Annotated in this window: 16 protein-coding genes; 7 read left to right on the top strand and 9 right to left on the bottom strand. The window is 65.1% G+C overall.

Annotated elements, in window-relative coordinates; genetic code table 11:
* Positions 1–69: 69 nt before the first annotated feature.
* Genes C8D95_RS03490 through C8D95_RS03480 form a run of 3 tightly spaced genes read right to left on the bottom strand, consistent with a single transcriptional unit; the run spans position 70 to position 3,307 of the window.
* Positions 70–903, bottom strand: a complete 834-nt coding sequence (locus C8D95_RS03490; protein ID WP_109757721.1) for a tyrosine-protein kinase family protein — start codon at positions 901–903, stop codon at positions 70–72.
* Positions 904–920: 17 nt separating this feature from the next.
* Positions 921–2,456 (bottom strand): GumC family protein, encoded by a 1,536-nt coding sequence (locus C8D95_RS03485; RefSeq protein ID WP_109757720.1) that lies wholly within the window; start codon positions 2,454–2,456, stop codon positions 921–923.
* Positions 2,453–3,307, bottom strand: a complete 855-nt coding sequence (locus C8D95_RS03480) for an ExeA family protein (RefSeq protein ID WP_109757719.1) — start codon at positions 3,305–3,307, stop codon at positions 2,453–2,455. Before C8D95_RS03480 ends, C8D95_RS03485 begins: the two co-directional genes overlap by 4 nt.
* A gap of 495 nt (positions 3,308–3,802) precedes the next feature.
* Between C8D95_RS03480 and C8D95_RS03475 the strand changes: the two genes are divergently transcribed.
* The 5 genes from C8D95_RS03475 (at position 3,803) to C8D95_RS03455 (ending at position 9,834) form a co-directional block, all read left to right on the top strand.
* A complete protein-coding gene (locus C8D95_RS03475) occupies positions 3,803–4,489 on the top strand; it encodes a sugar transferase (protein WP_109757718.1) in 687 nt (228 codons plus the stop codon).
* Between the two features lie 111 nt (positions 4,490–4,600).
* Positions 4,601–7,033 carry a tetratricopeptide repeat protein gene (locus C8D95_RS03470; protein WP_170121468.1) on the top strand — a complete coding sequence of 811 codons (2,433 nt, stop codon included), beginning with the start codon at positions 4,601–4,603 and terminating at the stop codon, positions 7,031–7,033.
* Between the two features lie 134 nt (positions 7,034–7,167).
* Positions 7,168–7,767, top strand: a complete 600-nt coding sequence (locus C8D95_RS03465; protein WP_109757716.1) for a polysaccharide biosynthesis/export family protein — start codon at positions 7,168–7,170, stop codon at positions 7,765–7,767.
* 8 nt (positions 7,768–7,775) lie between these two features.
* A complete protein-coding gene (locus C8D95_RS03460) occupies positions 7,776–9,161 on the top strand; it encodes a hypothetical protein (protein ID WP_109757715.1) in 1,386 nt (461 codons plus the stop codon).
* A 4-nt stretch (positions 9,162–9,165) separates the two neighbouring features.
* Entirely contained in the window at positions 9,166–9,834 is a 669-nt protein-coding gene (locus C8D95_RS03455; RefSeq protein WP_109757714.1) for a rhomboid family intramembrane serine protease, read from the top strand.
* Here the strand turns inward: C8D95_RS03455 and C8D95_RS03450 are convergent.
* A complete protein-coding gene (locus tag C8D95_RS03450; protein WP_109757713.1) occupies positions 9,831–10,493 on the bottom strand; it encodes an acylneuraminate cytidylyltransferase family protein in 663 nt (220 codons plus the stop codon). The genes C8D95_RS03455 and C8D95_RS03450 overlap by 4 nt on opposite strands.
* A complete protein-coding gene (locus tag C8D95_RS03445; protein WP_109757712.1) occupies positions 10,490–11,797 on the bottom strand; it encodes a 3-deoxy-D-manno-octulosonic acid transferase in 1,308 nt (435 codons plus the stop codon). The genes C8D95_RS03450 and C8D95_RS03445 overlap by 4 nt, the downstream gene beginning before the upstream one ends.
* Before the next feature lie 131 nt (positions 11,798–11,928).
* On the opposite strand from C8D95_RS03445, the gene C8D95_RS03440 reads away from it, so the two are divergent.
* Positions 11,929–12,960: an N-acetylneuraminate synthase family protein gene (locus C8D95_RS03440; protein ID WP_109757711.1), complete on the top strand. Its 1,032-nt coding sequence runs from the start codon at positions 11,929–11,931 to the stop codon at positions 12,958–12,960.
* A 65-nt stretch (positions 12,961–13,025) separates the two neighbouring features.
* Positions 13,026–13,994: a threonine dehydratase gene (locus tag C8D95_RS03435; protein ID WP_109757710.1), complete on the top strand. Its 969-nt coding sequence runs from the start codon at positions 13,026–13,028 to the stop codon at positions 13,992–13,994.
* Positions 13,995–14,057: 63 nt separating this feature from the next.
* On the opposite strand, the gene C8D95_RS03430 is transcribed toward C8D95_RS03435, so the two are convergent.
* The 4 genes from C8D95_RS03430 to C8D95_RS03415 form a co-directional block, all read right to left on the bottom strand.
* Entirely contained in the window at positions 14,058–14,705 is a 648-nt protein-coding gene (locus C8D95_RS03430; protein ID WP_109757709.1) for a 50S ribosomal protein L25/general stress protein Ctc, read from the bottom strand.
* Positions 14,706–14,888: 183 nt separating this feature from the next.
* Positions 14,889–15,671: a ZIP family metal transporter gene (locus C8D95_RS03425; protein ID WP_109757970.1), complete on the bottom strand. Its 783-nt coding sequence runs from the start codon at positions 15,669–15,671 to the stop codon at positions 14,889–14,891.
* A 102-nt stretch (positions 15,672–15,773) separates the two neighbouring features.
* Positions 15,774–16,334, bottom strand: coding sequence for a hypothetical protein (locus C8D95_RS03420; RefSeq protein ID WP_146202978.1), 561 nt, complete (start codon positions 16,332–16,334; stop codon positions 15,774–15,776).
* Positions 16,335–16,479: 145 nt separating this feature from the next.
* Positions 16,480–17,643 carry an alpha-hydroxy acid oxidase gene (locus C8D95_RS03415; protein ID WP_109757707.1) on the bottom strand — a complete coding sequence of 388 codons (1,164 nt, stop codon included), beginning with the start codon at positions 17,641–17,643 and terminating at the stop codon, positions 16,480–16,482.
* Between the last annotated feature and the right edge of the window lie 86 nt (positions 17,644–17,729).

Here is a 17,729-nt window from a genome sequence, read left to right as displayed (position 1 = left end):
AAAAGACGGACCCGAAGGTCCGCCTTGTGTCGATAAACTCAGGTGAGTTTTTCCGGCGGACCGGCTGCCTCAGTAGGAGTAGCCGTAGCCTTCGTCCATGAAGCGGCACTTGTTCAGTACGATGCCGGCGACGTTGGAATATTGAGCAACCTCGCGTTCCACCTCGTCGACCTGCGCCACTGTCGTCATGTCCGCGGCGGCCACGATCAGGACGGCGTCGACCAGTTTGAGGAAGCCCCGCGTCTCGTCGCTGACGAGAACCGGCGGCATGTCGAACAGCATGAGGTCGGGCCGATAGTCGGCCTGGATCTGGTCGAGAATCTCGGAGGTCTGCGAGCGCAGGATCACGCGCGCGGGATCGGCGACGATGCGGGTCGTGACCGAGACCGAGGTGTTCTCATCAAGCCGCATCGCCTGGTCGGCAAAGTCGACGTTGCCGAGGAAGACGTCCTCGAGGCTGGAGCCGGGGGCCGCGCCGAAGAATTTGGCGACGGCCGGGCGGCGGAAGTCCATGTCGAACAGCATCCCGCGCGTCTCGGGCTGGCGGCCCATGCCGGCGATCAGGTTGCAGGCGGTCGTGGTCTTTCCGCAGCCCGCGGTCGCCGAGGTGATGGCGATGCGGGTCCAGTCGTTCCGGCGCATCTCGAGGAAGAGCTTGGTGCGCAGGATGTCGAAATGTTGCGCTTCGACCGAGGCTTCGCTCGAGTAGATGCGGCTGTCGTGCATCCGCTTGGGCGAAGCCTCGAACATGCCGATGGAGGCCCATCTTTCGCCGATGGCGCCATCCTTGGCCGCGCGCCGGGCGCGGTTGCGCGCCGTGACGTCCGTGGTGCGCAGCGGTCTGTCGGTTCCGCCCTCGCGCTTCTCGCGTGCCCGGGCCAGTGCGGCTTGCAGTTTTTCCATGTCTCAGTCGGCTCCGCTCAAAGCCCCACCCGCGCCATCAGATCCTCGATGAGGAGGTCGAGTGGCAGGTAGAAGGTATGCACCGCCCAGAGTGCCGCCGGAACGGCGATCAGCATGGCGATCGTGAAGACGGTCTTGAGGATGCGGCGGCGGCGACGCGCCGTCTCTTCCTCGAGGAACGGGATGGTGACCAGAGGCTGCACACCAAGTGCGCGCGACAGGTCGATCGGCCGCCGGATCGTGCGGTTCAGAAGCTCACCCAGACCAAAGAAGGCTGCGGCCAGCGCGGTGCCGACGAAGACACCGCCACCCGCCACGAGCTTGCGGTTCGGCGAGTTCGGGGCGGAGGGCTGCGTTGCCTGTTCGAGCACCGAGATGCGCTGCCCCTTGGCGGCGGACTCGATCTCGACCCCCTGCCGGGCGGCGGCGCGCGCGGCGACGGCCTGGTTCATCTGGATCTGGAGCGAGGCATATTCGCTTTCCAGCGCCTGAAGCCCGATTGCGACGCTCGGCGTGCGTTCGATGGCGACGCGCAGTTTCTGCATGTCGGCTTCGGTCCGGACCTTTTCCTTTTCGAGGTAGTCGATCCGCGAATCGATCTCGGCGAGTTGCAGGTCGAGCATCGTGCTGGCGACCGACGTGGGACTGCCTTCCGCATCGGTCGAGGGTGTCGTGCCCGACCGCATCATGCGACGCTTGATCGACGCGATCCTCGCCTGAAGGATCGTCACCTTCGGGTTCGTTTCCGAATAGATCGCCAGCGCGGCGTTCAGCTCGTTCTCGAGGTCCGACAACTGCTGCTGGTCGGGCGTCATGTTGACCGTCGGAACGCCGCTGGCTTCGCCCACTGCAAGTAGGCGGGCCCGCTGGTCGCGCAGCGAAGCGAGGTCGCGGTCGGCGAGGTTCAGGCGATCCTGGAGGGATGTCTGCTGTGACAGGCGGTAGGTCTGTTCCTCAGGCAGGGCATCCTTGTTCGCTTCCTTGTAGGCGACGATCTTTTCGCTCTGGCGCGACAGGTCGCCCGAGTAGCGCTGGACCTGCTGGTCGAAGAACTCAAGCGTGTCGCCCGAGCCCGCAATGCGCGTCTCGGCGTCGGCCTTCAGGACGATGGTCACGAAGTCGTTGACCACGTCGGCCGAGGTCTTGGCATCGCCCGACAGAAACGAAACGGTCATGATCGTCGCGCGATCCCGACCCGAGACAAGCTCGATGTCGGTCAGCTCGCGCATCCTCTCGACCACGTCGTCCGGCGTCATCCCGACCTCGCCCGCGAAGACGCGGTGGCGGTTGGCGAGGTCGATCAGGTTCGACCGCGTCATAAGCTGCTTTTCCATGATCTGTAGCTGCTCGGTCGCCTCGGTCTCATCTTCGAAGGCACGCAGGTCGACCGGGATCTTCGAGCCTTCGACGACCAGGATCGCTTCGGCGCGGTAGCGCGGCGGAAGTGTCAGCGCGAGCGCGATGCCGAGTGCCGTGAAGACGGCGAAGATGACTGCCATGACGGGCAGGCGCTGCAGGAACAGCGCATAGTAGAACTTGAGATCGGTATTCATTCCGCGGCTTCTCCGGCAGATTGCACCGTGGGCAGGAAGATGCCGTCATCGAGCACTTCCTCGATGATCGCGGCGTCGACGACGCGTCTCTCTTCCGTTGCGGCATAGACCATAGAGAAATCGCACAGCTTGTTCACAAGGCGCGGGATGCCGTGCGTGTGGTGATGGACGAGGTCGATGGCCTCGGACGTGAACTCGGATCCGGTGCCGCCGACATGGGTCAGGCGGTGCTGGATGTAGCCGGCCACAGCCGCGCGGTCGAGGGAAGGAATGTGATAAGTTGCGGTGACCCGCTGCGCGAACTGCCGAAGCTCGGGCCGCATGATCATCTGACGCAACTCGGGCTGACCCACGAGGATAAGCTGGAGCAGCTCGTCCTTGTTCGAGTTGATGTTGGTCAGCATCCGAAGCTCTTCGAGACCTTCGATGGACAGGTTCTGCGCCTCGTCGATGAGGAGGATCACGCGGCGGCCCGCCGCATATTCCTCGATCACGAAGTCTTGAAGCTGCTGGAAGAGCGTGACGTAGGCCCCGTGGAAATCGGTGTCGACGCCGAGCGAGTTCAGCGCCCACTGCAGAAGCTCGCCACGACCGCCCTGTGCGTTCGACACGAGCCCAAGCGTGATGTCGTCATCGAGAGTCTGGAGGAGCTTCTGGATCAGGGTTGTCTTGCCGACGCCGACCTCGCCGGTGATCACCGTGATCGGCGATCGGGTCATAACCCCATATTCCAGCACGGAAAAGGCCCTGCGGTGCGCCCGGGACCAAAAGAGGAAATCCGGATCGGGCAGAAGCGTGAAGGGACGCTCCGAAAACCCGAAGAACTCCATGTATAGATCGGTACTCGTCATATGTCTCACTAACTCTCGGGGGACATATAGGGCGTCGCCTGCCTCGCGTCTGCATGCAACGCCGATGGGCCGACATCATGTCGCTTCTGCGGCATTTCTGCAATCACTTCACGGGGACCATCGGTGAGCGGCCGTCGAATCGCAAGTGCGGCGCAGGCTCTGGCTGTCCATCGTGCGGGAACAATGTGCACAAATCGAACATATTGTTGACTGACCTAGCGTTAACCCTAACTTACCCTCAGAGCCTCGATTACGGCAGGATGAAGGCAGAACATGGCGAGGTTTTGTTCAAAAGATTAGCACGGGTCTAACGACAGGCTGCTGAAACGGGCAGGCTTGGGCCCGTTTTCATGCGTGAATCGACAATCTTCTTTGATTTCCCCAGAGGCGGGTGCTACAACCAGTCTACACGTTTCGATCCGTCTGCCGGTCGGGAAATGTGAAAATTTTGAGTCTTGTGAGTTCCAGGGGGCCGACCTCGCTCGGTAAAAGGTTATGACGGTACATGCCTCGCGCATCGAAGCTGCTTCAAATGTTCAAGCGCTGCCTCGTTCCGCGTCGCCCCGGTCACGGGGTTTCTACTCATCCTATCTGAAGCGCACGGTTGATCTGGGCCTGGTATTCATGGCCCTGCCCTTCCTTATGCCCTTCATGCTGGTCCTTTCGGCGCTGATCTTCGCGCAGGACGGCAAGTCTCCGCTGTTCCGGCAGGAGCGTATCGGCCGCGACGGGCGGCGCTTCCGCATCTGGAAGTTCCGCACCATGGTCGCCGACGCCGAGGCCCAGCTCGAGCGGCACCTCGAATCCGACCCGACCGCGCGCGCCGAGTGGAACGCGAAGCAGAAGCTTTCCGTCGATCCCCGCGTGACGCCGATCGGCCGCATCCTGCGCCGCAGCTCGGTGGACGAGCTTCCGCAGCTTCTGAACGTACTGGCCGGCGAGATGTCGTTGGTTGGTCCGCGGCCGATGATGCCGTCGCAACAGGCGCTTTATTCGGGCAACGGCTATTATCGCCTTCGCCCCGGGCTGACCGGCAACTGGCAGGTCTCGGCCCGCAACGAAAGCAGCTTTGCCGACCGCGCCAACTTCGACGACAGCTATGCTCAAAGCGTCAGCTTCCTCGGCGATGCGCGCATCGTGGCCCAGACTGTGGGCGTCGTTCTGCGCGGCACCGGCGTCTGATCCGCACAACACTCGCGCTCTCGTGACCTGTCACGGGGGCGCATTATGCTGGTTGCACCTACTCCAAAGCGCTATGACAGGCGGCATTCGGGGTTCAGGAGCAATTTTCGCATGAGCAGGTTTCGCCGCGCCGCCATCATCGCCGTTTCCATCCTGGCGATTGGCGCCTGCGATTCGGCGGAAGAGCGGGCCGAGAAGCACTATCAGAGCGGCCTCGAGCTTCTTGAACAGGGCGACCTGCGACGCGCCCTCGTGGAATTCCGCAACGTCTTCACGCTCAACAAGACCCACAAGGGCGCCCGGCTGGCCTATGCCGAAGCCTCGCGCGAAATGGGCAATCTTGGCGAAGCGTACCAGAGCTATGTCTCGCTGGCCGAGATCGACCCGAACGACATGGGCGTGAGGCTGGCGCTGACCGAGCTGGCGATCCTGTCGCAGAACTGGGACGAGGCCCAACGCGGCGCAGCAGCCATCCGCGCGGCCGGCACCGAGGTGGAGGGGGCGGATATTCCCTTCCTGGCGCTCGAATTCCGCAAGAGCGTGACGGACAAGGACCAGGCCCGCATGCGCGAGTTGACGCGGGATGCCGAAGCCCTAGCCAAGGAGCATCCCGACAGCGAAGTCCTTCAGCGCGTCTTGATCGAGGGCTACCAGCAGGAAGGCGAACTCGACAAGGCCATCGCCGTGACCGACGCCGCGATCGCGGGTTCCCGCCCCCGTCAGGCCCGTGCGTTCTATCGCGTGAAGGCGATGCTGCTGGCGCGCAAGGAAGACTATCCCGCGCTAGAAGCGCACTTGCGCGATACCGTCGAGAAGTATCCCGATGACACCGAAACGAAGGCACTTCTGATCCAGCTTCTGGCTCAGGAGGGCAACACGGCCGGCGCCGAGGATTTCCTGAGGTCCGAGGTGGGCACGACCGAGAACAAGGTCGGGGCACATGTCGCGCTCATCACCTTCCTTCGGCAGACGAAGGGCGACGAGGCCGCGCTGGCCGAAATCGAGACGGCCTTGCCGCTTTACGAGAACGCGCGCGTTCTTCAGGCGCTGAAGGCGGGTGTCCTGTTCGACGCAGGGCGAAGGGACGAGGCCGTGGCGATCCTCGAAGGCGTCATCGACGGTGCCCCCGCGGACGAGGAGACGGACCGCTACAAGGTCACTCTCGCCCGAATGCTGATGGCGACCGGCAACGAGGTCGGTGCGCGGCAACTTGTCGAGGCGGTTCTGGCCCACGACGCCAACCAGGTCGAGGCGCTGAAGATGACTGCCCAATGGCAGATCGATGGCGACCAGGCCGACGAGGCGATCAGTACCCTGCGCCGCGCTCTGGACCAGGAGCCGGAGGACGCCGAGGCGATGTCGCTGATGGCGCGCGCCTATGAGCGGAACGGCGAACCGGAACTGGCGCAGGACCTTCTGGCGCTGGCGGTCGAGGCCTCGGCCAACGCGCCGGACGAAAGCCTGCGTTATGCCACCGTGCTGATGCGCGAAAAGCGTTACTCGGCCGCCGAGAACACAGTGATTTCTGCGCTGCGGCTGTCGCCGGGCAGCCTGCCCCTGCTGCGGATGCTGGGCCAGATCTACCTTGCGACCGAAGACTGGTCGCGGGCCGAGGGGGTCGAGGCTTCGCTGCGGCGACTCGAAGGACCCGCACCGAAACTGGCGGCGGACGAACTGAGGCTTCAGATCATCTCGCGGCGCGAGGGCCGCGAACAGGGCGTGGCCTTTCTCGAGGAACTGGCCGGCGCCTCGGACGACGCCGGCAGCGCCGCGAAGGTCACGCTGATCCAGTCGCGCCTGGCCGAGAACCGGGGCGAGGAGGCGCTGGCTCTGGCGAACGAGCTGGCCAAGGAGATGCCGGACAATCCGCGCGTGACGATGGTTCTTGCCAGCACGCAGCTTGCCGTGGGCGAATTCGAGGCGGCCGAGGCGACGCTTCGTCCGCTGGCCGAGGAAAGCGACGACGCGACTTACGTGCTTCAATACGCTCGCATCCTTGGTGCGCAGGGCAAGATCGACCCGGCGCGACAGGCGATCGACGATGCGCTTCTGCGGATCCCCGACGACGCGGATCTTCTTTGGGCCAAGGCGTCTTTCCTCGAGCGCGAGAACGATATCGACGGCGCAATCGCGATCTATGAGCAGATCTACACCGACCACAGCGACTCTCTGGTGGTCGCGAACAACCTGGCAAGCCTTCTGGCGACCTACCGCGAGGATCCGGAGAGCCTCGATCGCGCGTTCACCGTGGCGCGCCGCCTGCGCGGAACGAACGTGCCGCCGTTCCAGGACACCTATGGCTGGATCCTGTTCCGGCGCGGACAGGTCGAAGAGGCGTTGAGCTATCTGAAACCCGCCGCAGAGGCGCTCGTCTCGGATCCGATTGTCTATTACCATCTGGCGCGTGCCTATGAGGAACTGGGCCAAACAGAAGAGGCGACGGCGGCTTTCTCGGAGGCGGTCCGCATCGCTGGCGAGGACGATCCGCGCCCGCAAATCGCCGAGGCCAGGGAGAAAATCTCCGACCAGCCGGCCAAACCATAGAGTGGCCTAATCGCATCGGTCTGCCATCTGCTGGATCGACAGGGGATAATAGGCTAAGGGTTAGGACGGAAAGAGATTAAAACTGGCCAATGTCGGCACGGAAGTGCTATGTGAACCCAAGGGAAGGTGGGACTATGAAAAAGTTTCTTGTTGCTATCGCTGCAATGCTGTTCGCCACTGTCGCGGCAGCTCAGTCCGGTTATCAGATCAAGCCGGGTGACACGCTTCAGGTCGAAGTGCTGGAGGACCCGTCGTTGAACCGGTCCGTCCTCGTGTTGCCCGATGGCACGATCTCGTTCCCCTTCGCGGGCACCGTGCGCGCCAGCGGCCGCACAGCCAGTGACCTCGGCTCGGCGATCACCTCGGGGATCGCGTCGAACTTCGCGTCACAGCCGAACGTCTTCGTGACCGTTCAGCAACTCAGCGAACCCACTGTCGCGGCGACGGGTGTCGCCACCATCGACGTGTTCATGATGGGCGAGATTGCAGTCCCGGGCGGCAAGGCTCTGCCGCGCGGCACCACGCTGATCCAGGCCTTGGCCGAGACCGGCGGCTTCACGAAATTCGCTGCGACGAAGCGCATTCTTCTTCGCCGCACCGACTCGCGGACCGGACAGCAGTCGGTTTCGCGCATTAACTATAAAGCAATCGCGGACGGGGCAGCGGTTGGCAGGGATATCCGTCTTCAGGACGGTGACGTGATCATCGTGCCCGAGCGCCGCCTCTTCGAGTAGTAGGGCGAATGGCATATTTGCGGACGGGTCTATCTCTTACGGCAACCCTCACGCTTTCGGTTACGGCTCTGGCCGCTCCTGCGTTCGCGCAGGAGGGTCCGGCCCGTCTGGGGGTCCTGAGTTTTTCTCAGGGCCTCGAACTGACGGATAACGCCATTCTGGCGGTTTCCCCCACGGGCGACAGCCTGATCTCGACGACGAGGCTGGGTCTCGACATGGGGACCGAGACCCGGACCGAGTCCCTGCGGTTCAACATCGGCACCGAGCTTATCGGCGACATCTTCGGCGAGACCGAAGACGACTTCGAGTTCGGAAACTACAGCGCGGGTCTGAACTATCGCCGCGAGGGCGCCTCGAGCCTTTTCGCTTTGACGGGCACCTACCGCGAGCGGCAACTCGACGACGAGGTTCTCGACCCGACATCGGCCTTCTTCGGCATCGACCTCGGACCCGACGTGCTGATCATCGACTCCGGAACGGTCACCGCGACCGGTCTCGGCGCACGGCTCCAGACGGGAATCGGCGGGCCGTTCGAGCTTGATCTCAAGGCCGAATACGCGGACCGGGACTACGAGGACGTCGTCGACGCCGACCTCGTCGACAACACCCGCGCGACGTTCGACGCGCTGGCCCGGCTGCGACCGAACCAGGCGCTGACCTACCGCCTGCGGGCGGGCTATGACCTTCTGGAAGAAGATGACCTGACCAGCACCGAAACGACGACGACCTACATTGGTGCCGGCGTCGAGGGCGCGACGGCGGGCGGGCTGAGCTTCTTCGGCGACCTCCTCTACGACCGGGCGGAAATCGACACCGGCACCACGAGTGTGCGTGACGGCATCGGCCTCGACCTGGGTTTAACCCAGGAGCGGAACAACGGAACCTTCGGTCTGGCGGTCGCTAGCCGCATCGATGACGAGGGTCGGCGCACCTCGGCCATCGCTTCGCGCGCCATGGAGTTGCCGACAGGTGCGCTGTCGTTCTCGCTTGGCGTCGTCGACGAGGAAAGCGACGACTCGCTTCGGGTCGCGGGCGGCGTCAACTATCTGAGAGCGACACCGCGCGGCGGCCTGACGGTCGCGCTGTCGCAGGATATCACCGCCTCCGACGGGGATGTTTTCCGCGATACAAGGCTGGAAGTCGGCTTCGTCGAAGAGATCAACATGATCTCGGCTTTCGAGGCGCGGCTCGGCTATGTGATGAGCGACGAACTGAGCGGATCGGACGACGACAAGGAAACTGTCGCCACGCTGACTTATCGCCGCGACCTCACGGAAGACTGGCAGATGCGCGCCGGCTATGAGCGCACCATCCTGTCGACCGAAGGCGGCACCGACCGGACGCAGAACTCGATCTTCCTGAACGTCGAGCGCGATTTCGCCTTCGGATTCTGACGAATTGACACCGGACCCTTCGACTGACGGAGGGTCCGACGCGCCCGCCGGACGCGGACTGACCGCGGCCTGGGTCATCGCCGGCGTCTGTGTCGCGATCGAGCTTGTGCTTCTGGCCGGCGATGCAGGTCTTATCGGCGGGGTTCGCTTCCGGCAGGCGGTCTACGAATACGGCGGGTTCTGGAGTGGTCTTCTGGGCAACTGGCGTCCAAATTATCCTTTCCAGCAATGGGCGATGTTCCTGAGCTACGGCTTCCTTCACGCTGGTCTCATCCACCTCATCCTCAACATGGTGACGCTTCTGTCGTTGAGCCGGTCGGTACTTCTGCGCGTGGGAACTGTGCGGTATCTCTTGCTGTACGGCATGTCGCTACTTGGCGGCGCTTTGGGCTTCGCGCTGCTATCGGATAGCTATCGTCCGATGGTGGGCGCGTCAGGTGCGCTCTTCGGTCTCGCGGGCGCGATCCTAGCCTGGGAATACGTCGATCGCTACGCGACGTCCGAGCGGCTGTGGCCCGTGGCGCGGGCGGTCTTGCTGCTTCTGGGGCTGAACGTGGCGCTCTACTACGCGATGGACCGGCTCCTGGCCTGGGAGGCCCATCTGGGCGGATTCGTGGCAGGTTGGATCGCGGCACTTCTGATCGATCCGCGCCCGTCGCGCGACGACGACTAGCCGCGCAGGATCGCCTCGGCGCGGGCGAAGTCCTCGGCGGTGTCGATGTCCTGCGCCCGATCTTCCGGCATGACGACGGCCCCGATACGGTCGGTGACGAAGCCGCCATTCGCGAGGAACCAGTCCTTGTCGAAGACATAGGCCGCCCCGTTCGGACGCATGACGGGCGGCAGGCCCTGTCGGTTCGCAAAGCAGAACGCCGGGTCGGCCAACGGCACGAAGCGGACGCCGTCCATGCGTCCGTACTTGAGGACGCCGGGATTGGTCGGGGTCACCGTCTTGACGAGGTCGAAGGCGCCGCTTTCGTGAAGAGCGACGGCGGAGCGAATGTCGTCGACCGACCGCAAAGGCGAGGTTGCCTGGAGCAGCACGATGCGCGCCTGCCCCTCGATATGGGCGAGCGCGTGCAAGAGGACGGGCGCCATGGGCGTGTCGTCCCGTGCCAGTTCTGCCGGGCGTTCGAGGAGCGTCAGGCCGGGCATTGGGTCGCGCGAGAGAATGTCGGTGATGTCGGTCGTCACGAGCACCTCCGCCGCCCCTACCTCGCGACCCTGCGCCACGGCGCGTTCCCAGAGCGGCACGCCGGCAAGGGTCGCCAGGTTCTTTCCTGGCAAACCCTTCGAGCCGCCCCGAACTGGAACGACGGCCACGAGTTTCATGCCCGATCCTCCAGGCAGGGACGTATGGCATCGACGATCCGTCGAGATGCGCCCTTGTGAAGGGCGTGAAACGCCTCGGCGCCGGCACTTCCGTCGTCCATGGCGCGCCGCACGGCCTGGGCCAGGTTCGCGGGATCGGAGACGACGGTCAGGACGCCCGCAGCCTTGGCCTCGACGCCCGGGAACTCGATGGTCCAGACGTGCGGGCCGGTCAGCACGGGCTTGCCGAGCGACAGGGGTTCGATCACGTTGTGCGCTCCCTTTTCGACGAAGCCGCCACCGACGACGACGGCGGAGGCCGGTGCGAGGTAGAAGAACATCTCGCCGAGGGAATCGCCAACGATGATCTGTATGTCGCCGAGCGGCCTCGTGGGGACAAGGTCGGCGCCGATGACCTCGCTGCGCCGCGCGACGCGGAAACCCTTGTCGGCGAGACGTGTGGCGGTCGCCTCGAAAAGTTCGGGCGCACGCGGCACCCAGAGGATCAGGGGCGGCTGAGGGTCGGCAAGCAACGCCTTCGCGAGGTCCTCGAACACGGATTCTTCGCCCGCGACCACGCTCGCGAGCGTCAGGACGCGCCTCTCCTGACACAAGAGGCGGCCGGCTTCGATCTGCGCCTGGGGCAGCGGGATGTCGAAGCGCGTCTCGCCCAGGGCTTCGACGCGGGTGACGCCAAGATCGCGGAAGCGGTCGGCCATGCGTGGGGACTTCGCGAAGACGGCCGCGGCGCGCGACGCGGGATGGCCGAAGAGACGGGCGAGACGACGAGCGCGCGGGAAGCTCCGACCCGGCACCTGGCTGTTGACGAGGCAGAGGGGCACGCCGGCCCGCGCCGCGGCCTCGATCATCCAGGGCCAGAATTCCATCTCCATCACCAGACCGGTGCGGGGCCGCGCGCCGTCGAAAAACCGCTCCCAGTAGGCCGGGCGGTCGAGCGGCGCGTAGCGAACGGCGAGACGGCCCGCCGCGATCTCGGGAGCGAAGGCCGCCTCCGCGGCGCGGCGTCCCGCCGGTGTCGCGTGGGTCGTGACGACGCGGCGGCCTTCGTCGAGAAGGAGGCGCACGAGCGGCGCTGCGGACCGCATCTCTCCCATGGAGACGGCATGGACCCACACGTCTACGTCGATGCGCTCTCCCCTGCCCTCGCGCTCTTCCAGGTGCTCGCCATAAGCCGGATCGGCGGCGGCGCGGCGCAGGAAGTAGCGCCGGATCGACGGCTCGGCCAAGGCCATCAGGGCCGCATAGACGGCAAGACAGGCGCGATAGCGCAGGCGCGGCGGCCCTGGAAGTTCGGGTCGGATCATGGCCCGCACGGAAGCCTCAAAAGGCCGGTCATGGCAAGGGCCGAGCCGCGGCTTCGCCTTGCGTGACGAACGTCAGCCCCTTCAAACACGCCTCGAACCCCGCTAGACCGGACCCCGACAGGAGGCACATCATGCAGATCGCGCACAGGAAAATCGGGCCGGACCAGCCGCCCCTCGTCATCGCCGAAATCGGCATCAACCACGGCGGCGACCTCGACGTCGCGCGCCATATGGTGACGCTCGCGGCGAAGGCGGGTGCCGAGATCGTCAAGCACCAGACGCACTTCGTGTGGGACGAGATGACCGAGGAGGCGAAGTCGATCCTGCCGCCGAACGCGGGCGGCAAGTCGATCTGGCAGGTGATGGAGGAATGCGCGCTGTCGCCCGACGACGAGGCGGCGCTGAAGAAGCACACCGAGGACATGGGCCTCATCTGGATCTCGACACCGTTTTCCCGTGCCGCCGCCGACTGGCTGGACGAACAGGGTGTGCCGGCCTTCAAGATCGGTTCGGGCGAAGCCGACCACCTCCCGCTGATCCGGCACATCGCCGCGAAGGGCAAGCCCGTCATCATGTCGACGGGTATGCAGTCGATCGAGAGCATCGGGCGGTCGGTCGCCATCCTCGACGAGGCGGGGATCGACTATGCGCTGCTGGAGTGCACGAACCTTTACCCCTCGCCGCCCGAGATCGTGTCGCTGAAGGGCGTGACCGACCTGCGCCGCGCGTTTCCGAAGGCCGTCGTTGGATTTTCGGATCATTCCATCGGCCCCGAGATGGCGCTGGCCTCCGTGGCCCTCGGCGCCTCGATCCTCGAGCGGCACTTCACCGACACGCGCTATCGGGCGGGCCCGGACATCTCGTGCTCGATGGACCCGTCCGAACTCAGGCACCTCATCGACAGAAGCCGCGAGATCTGGGTGGCGCTTCACAACGAGAAGTCGCGGACCGGGCCTGAAGAAGCCGTCTACCGGTTCGCCCGCACGTCCGTCGTAGCTGACCGGGACTTGCCGGAAGGACATGTGATCGGGGAAGCGGACATCTGGGGCCGGCGGCCGGGATCGGGCGAGATCGCGGGATACGACTTCGAGAAGGTGGTGGGCAAGCGGCTGACACGGGCGGTCGCGCGGAATACGCAGTTGAAGTGGAGCGACCTCGCCTGAGGGCGCGACACGGGGGCGCCGCCCCCGGACCCCCGGAGTATTTCGGCCAAGAAGAAAGGGATGCGATGTTCACCCTGGACGACATCGAGGCGGCGGCAACTACGGTTCATGCCCGGATGCCTCCGACGCCACAGTATGCCTGGCCGGCCTTGTCCGCGCGGCTTGGCTGCGAGGTGGTGGTCAAGCACGAGAACCACACGCCCACGGGATCGTTCAAGGTGCGGGGCGCGCTGACCTTCATCGATTGGCTGAGGCGCGCGCATCCCGAGGCGAAGGGAATAGCCACGGCGACGCGCGGCAATCACGGACAGGGTCAGGCGATGGCCGCAACGGCGGCGGGGTTGCGGGCGGTCGTCGTCGTACCCAAGGGCAACTCGGTCGAGAAGAACGCCGCGATGCGCGCTTTCGGGGCGGAGTTGATCGAATACGGCGAGGACTTCGACACGGCGCGCGAGGAGGCGTTGCGGATCGCAAAGGCGGAGGGGCTGTTCTTCGTGCCACCGTTCCACCCCGCTCTGGTGTCCGGCGTCGCGACCTATGGGCTGGAACTCTTCAGGGCACGACCCGACATTCACACGCTCTACGTTCCGATCGGCTGCGGGTCCGGCATTTGCGGCTGCATTGCCGCGCGGGACGCCCTGGGGCTTTCGACACGGATCGTGGGCGTGGTGAGCGAGGGCGCACAGGCAGCCAAGCTCTCGGCCGAGGCGGGGCGGCCGGTCGAGACAGAGACGGCGCGGACCTTTGCGGACGGAATCGCGGTGCGGGTGCCGGTGCCGGAGGCCTTGGCGGTCTATTCGGTCGGCGCAGAGCGCATCGTGGCCGTGTCGGACGCAGAGGTCGCCGAGGCCATCCGGGTGTTCTATCGCGACACGCACAACCTGGCCGAAGGGGCCGGCGCCGCGGGGCTTGCCGCGCTTATGGCCGAGCGCGAGGCGATGGCGGGGCGGACGGTCGGGGTCGTGCTCTGCGGCGGGAACATCGATGGCGACCGCATGGCGGTGGTTTTGGGCGGGGGTGTGCCGACCCCCTGACGCGCAAAAGGAAAACGGCGGCCCGAGGGGCCGCCGCCTGATCCTGTCAGCCTTGCGGGCGGATCACTCGTCGTCGGCATCCTGCGCGGTTGCGGGAACGTCGTCGGCGTCCGCCTCGTCGTCGTCAGCTTGGCTCGCAAGGCCCGAGGGCGCCTGGATGTTGGCGATGACGAAGTCGCGGTGGATCGTCGGCTCGGCGCCTTCGGGCAGGTCGACCATTGAAATCGTTGCACTATCGCCGATGTTCAGGCCTTCGATGCTGACCGTGATGTGGTCGGGGATGTTGCCCGCCGTCACGATGAGTTCGACCTCGGGGCGCACCATGGTCAGGACACCGCCCTTGCGGATGCCGGGGCAGTTCTCGTGACCCACGACCTCGACCGGGATGTAGAGGTTGACCTTCGAAGTGCGCTTGAGGCGCATGAAGTCGACGTGCCGGGGCAGGTCCTTCACGACGTCGCGCTGGACGCTGCGGCAAATGACGCGGACGTCATCGTGGCCTTCGACCTGCATGTTGAACAGCGTCGAAAGAAAACGACCGTTTTTCAGACGCTTGAACAGCACGTTATAGGGGAGGTTGATCGGAAGCGGGTCAGTGCCGCCGCCGTAGACGATGCCAGGTACGAGCCCTTCTCTGCGAGCTTGACGGGCGGCCCCCTTGCCTGTCCCCGTCCGTACCGTGGCGACGAGATCCGGGATCTCTCCAGCCATGGGTCTTCTCCAATTCTGCGGTTTCGGGCGGCCTCCAAGGGTGTCCGCCCACGAAGCGGCGGCTATAGCGGGGATCGGTCTGGTTGGAAAGAGGGAAAGCGCGGAGGCCCTTCTAGGCCTTCGGTATCACGTCGGTATCGCGTCGGTATTGCGTCGGTGGACGCGACCGCCCCGGCTGCCGCCCTAGCCGAGCCAGACGTCGAGGAAAAGCATCACGACGAGGCCGATGGCAAGACCGAAGGTCGCCTTGTTCTGGTTCCCGGAACGGTGCGTCTCGGGGATGATCTCATGGCTGATGACGTAGAGCATCGCGCCCGCCGCGAAGGCGAGGCCCCAGGGCAGAAGCGGCTCGGAGTAGGTGATGATCCCTGCGCCGAGGAGACCGCCCACGGGTTCGACAAGGCCCGTCAGTGCGGCAATGCCCCAGGCGCGGAACTTGCTGTAGCCCTCGCCCAGAAGCGCAACCGCGACAGCGAGGCCTTCGGGCGCGTTCTGCAAGCCGATGCCGATGGCCAGGGGCAGTCCCCCCGACATGCCGTCGGCGCCGAAGCCCACGCCGACGGCGAGGCCTTCGGGGAAGTTGTGGATGGTGATGGCGATGATGAAGAGCCAGACGCGGCGGAGGGAGGCTGCCTCGGGGCCTTCGCGTCCGAGCGTGAAGTGCTCGTGCGGGAGAAGCTCGTTCATCAGGTGGACCCCGCCCATGCCGAAGAGGATCGAGATGCAGGCGATGGCGGCAGGCAGGGCGCCGTCGCCGAAGATCTCTTCGGCGGCCGCGAGCGAGGGGATGATGAGCGAGAAGAACGAGGCGGCAATCATGACGCCTGCTGCAAAGCCGAGGGACATGTCGCGCACCGCCCGCGAGGGCTGGCGTCCGAAGAGAACGGGAAGCGCCCCCGCGGCCGTCATCAGGCCCGCCACGAGGCTTCCCAGAAAACCCAGCATTACCGGGGACATCGTTTCCATCGTCATCTCGTCTCGCTGCAATGAGCGAGCGAGCATAGCCGCTTCGCCGCCGAGGTGAAGCGCTTTTTTAGAATCGTTCCAATGTAGGAGAGTGCCCTGGCGTCAGTCGAAAAAGGCGTAGTTCGCGTCGATGTCGCCGTAGGCGCAGTTCGCGTCGAGGAGCATCTGGTGCGCGTCGGCGGGGCTGGCGGCGGAGAGGTCGTCGAGCGAGAGGTAGCTTGCGTCGACCTGCTCGAGCACCGGGTTCTCGGTGTCGGAGAGATCCCAGGTGACATAGCCGCAGACGAGGTTGCGGTTACCGTCCCAGGTGCCCATGAAGTCGACGGTGCCGAGGAAGCGGTCGATCGGATACCAGGTGATGCGGTAGCCGGTCAGGTGGCGCACCGGCCCATTCTGCGTCAGCGCCTCGGCCTTGGCGTCGCCGTCGAAGCTGGCGCGGGTCTCGAGCTGCGGGATGCGGATCGCGGGCGCACGGCGACGCTGCGCGCTTTCCGGTCCTTCGACCGAGTCGAAGAGCGACGAGGTGGCGGCGACGATGGCGACCGTCTGGTTCGGGAACTCGGCCTCAGCGGCGATGCTCGACGCAGACTGGGCTGCGAGAGGAGCAGCGGAGCAGAGGGCCGCAACGGCAAGGATCGACAGGGAACGATTACGCTGGGTCATACCGAGAAGGTATGCGCGAAACCGGAATGCGGCAAGATTTGGGCAGGAAACGGGCTGTTCCATGATCATGACCGAGACATCTTTGCATCAACGCGAAACAATGCAGGAAGGGGTCCCGCACTGTTTCGCCGCAGATCTAGCCTCGTCAGTCAAAATCGCCAGAGAAACCTTTGGGGACGCGAAGAATTTCACGATCGACGTCATGAATGTCACGCTTGCCACAGAAGGCCATCGAGAGGTCGAGCTCCTTCTGGATGACCTCCAGCGCGCGACTCACTCCTGCCTCGCCCATGGCGCCCAATCCGTAGACCATCGAGCGGCCGATCATGGTGCCTTTCGCGCCGAGCGCCACGGCTTTCAGCACGTCCTGACCCGACCGGATTCCACCGTCCATCCAGACCTCGGTGCGGTCGCCCACGGCCTTGACGATGGGTTCGAGGGCACGGATCGACGAGATCGTGCCGTCGAGCTGACGCCCACCGTGGTTCGAGACCACGATGGCGTCGGCGCCAAGGTCGGCGGCGCGGATGGCGTCGTCCACCTCCATGATCCCCTTCAGGATCACCTTGCCGCCCCACATGTCCATCAGTTGCTTCACCCGGTCCCAGTTGAGCGAGGGATCGAAGGCCTCGGCCGTCCATGACGAGAGCGAGGCGGGGTTCGACACGCCCGAGGCGTGGCCTACGATGTTGCCGAAGAAGCGGCGCTTGGTCCGCATCATCTCGAGCCCCCAGGGGATCTTCGTCGAGAGGTCGGCCAGTGACGACAGGGTGAACCTGGGCGGCGCGGTCAGGCCGTTCTTCAGGTCCTTGTGGCGCTGGCCCATGATCTGGAGATCGACCGTGATGACGATGGCCGAGCACTTCGCCGCCCGCGCCCGGTCCATGAGCTTGCCCATGAAGACGTCGTCTTTCAGCGTGTAGACCTGGAACCAGAAGGGCTTCGTGGTGTGGGCGGCCACATCCTCGATCGAGCAGATCGACATGGTGGACAGCGTGAAGGGCACGCCGAAGGCCTCGGCGGCGCGGGCGGCCTTGATCTCGCCGTCGGCGCTTTGCATGCCCAGAAGACCCACCGGAGCGATAGCGACCGGCATCGCGGCGTCCTCGCCGATCAGCTTCGTGCGCGTGGTGCGCCCGGCCATGTCGACGGCGATGCGCTGGCGGAGGTAGATCTTGCCGAAGTCGGTCGTGTTCTCGCGGAAGGTCTGCTCGGTCCAGGATCCGCTCTCGGCATAGTCGTAGAACATCCGCGGCACGCGGCGCGTGTAGATGCGCTTGAGGTCGGCGATCTCGGTGATGACGGGCATGGGCGGTTCTCCTCGCGTCACCGGGTGTTAGCAATCCCCTTCCCCCTCGGCAATCGGCGCGGGGCGTGGCGTGACATGAAACCGAC

This window comes from Silicimonas algicola, assembly GCF_003148765.1.
GTDB lineage: Bacteria > Pseudomonadota > Alphaproteobacteria > Rhodobacterales > Rhodobacteraceae > Silicimonas > Silicimonas algicola.
This window is presented reverse-complemented; position numbering and strand designations above follow the sequence as displayed.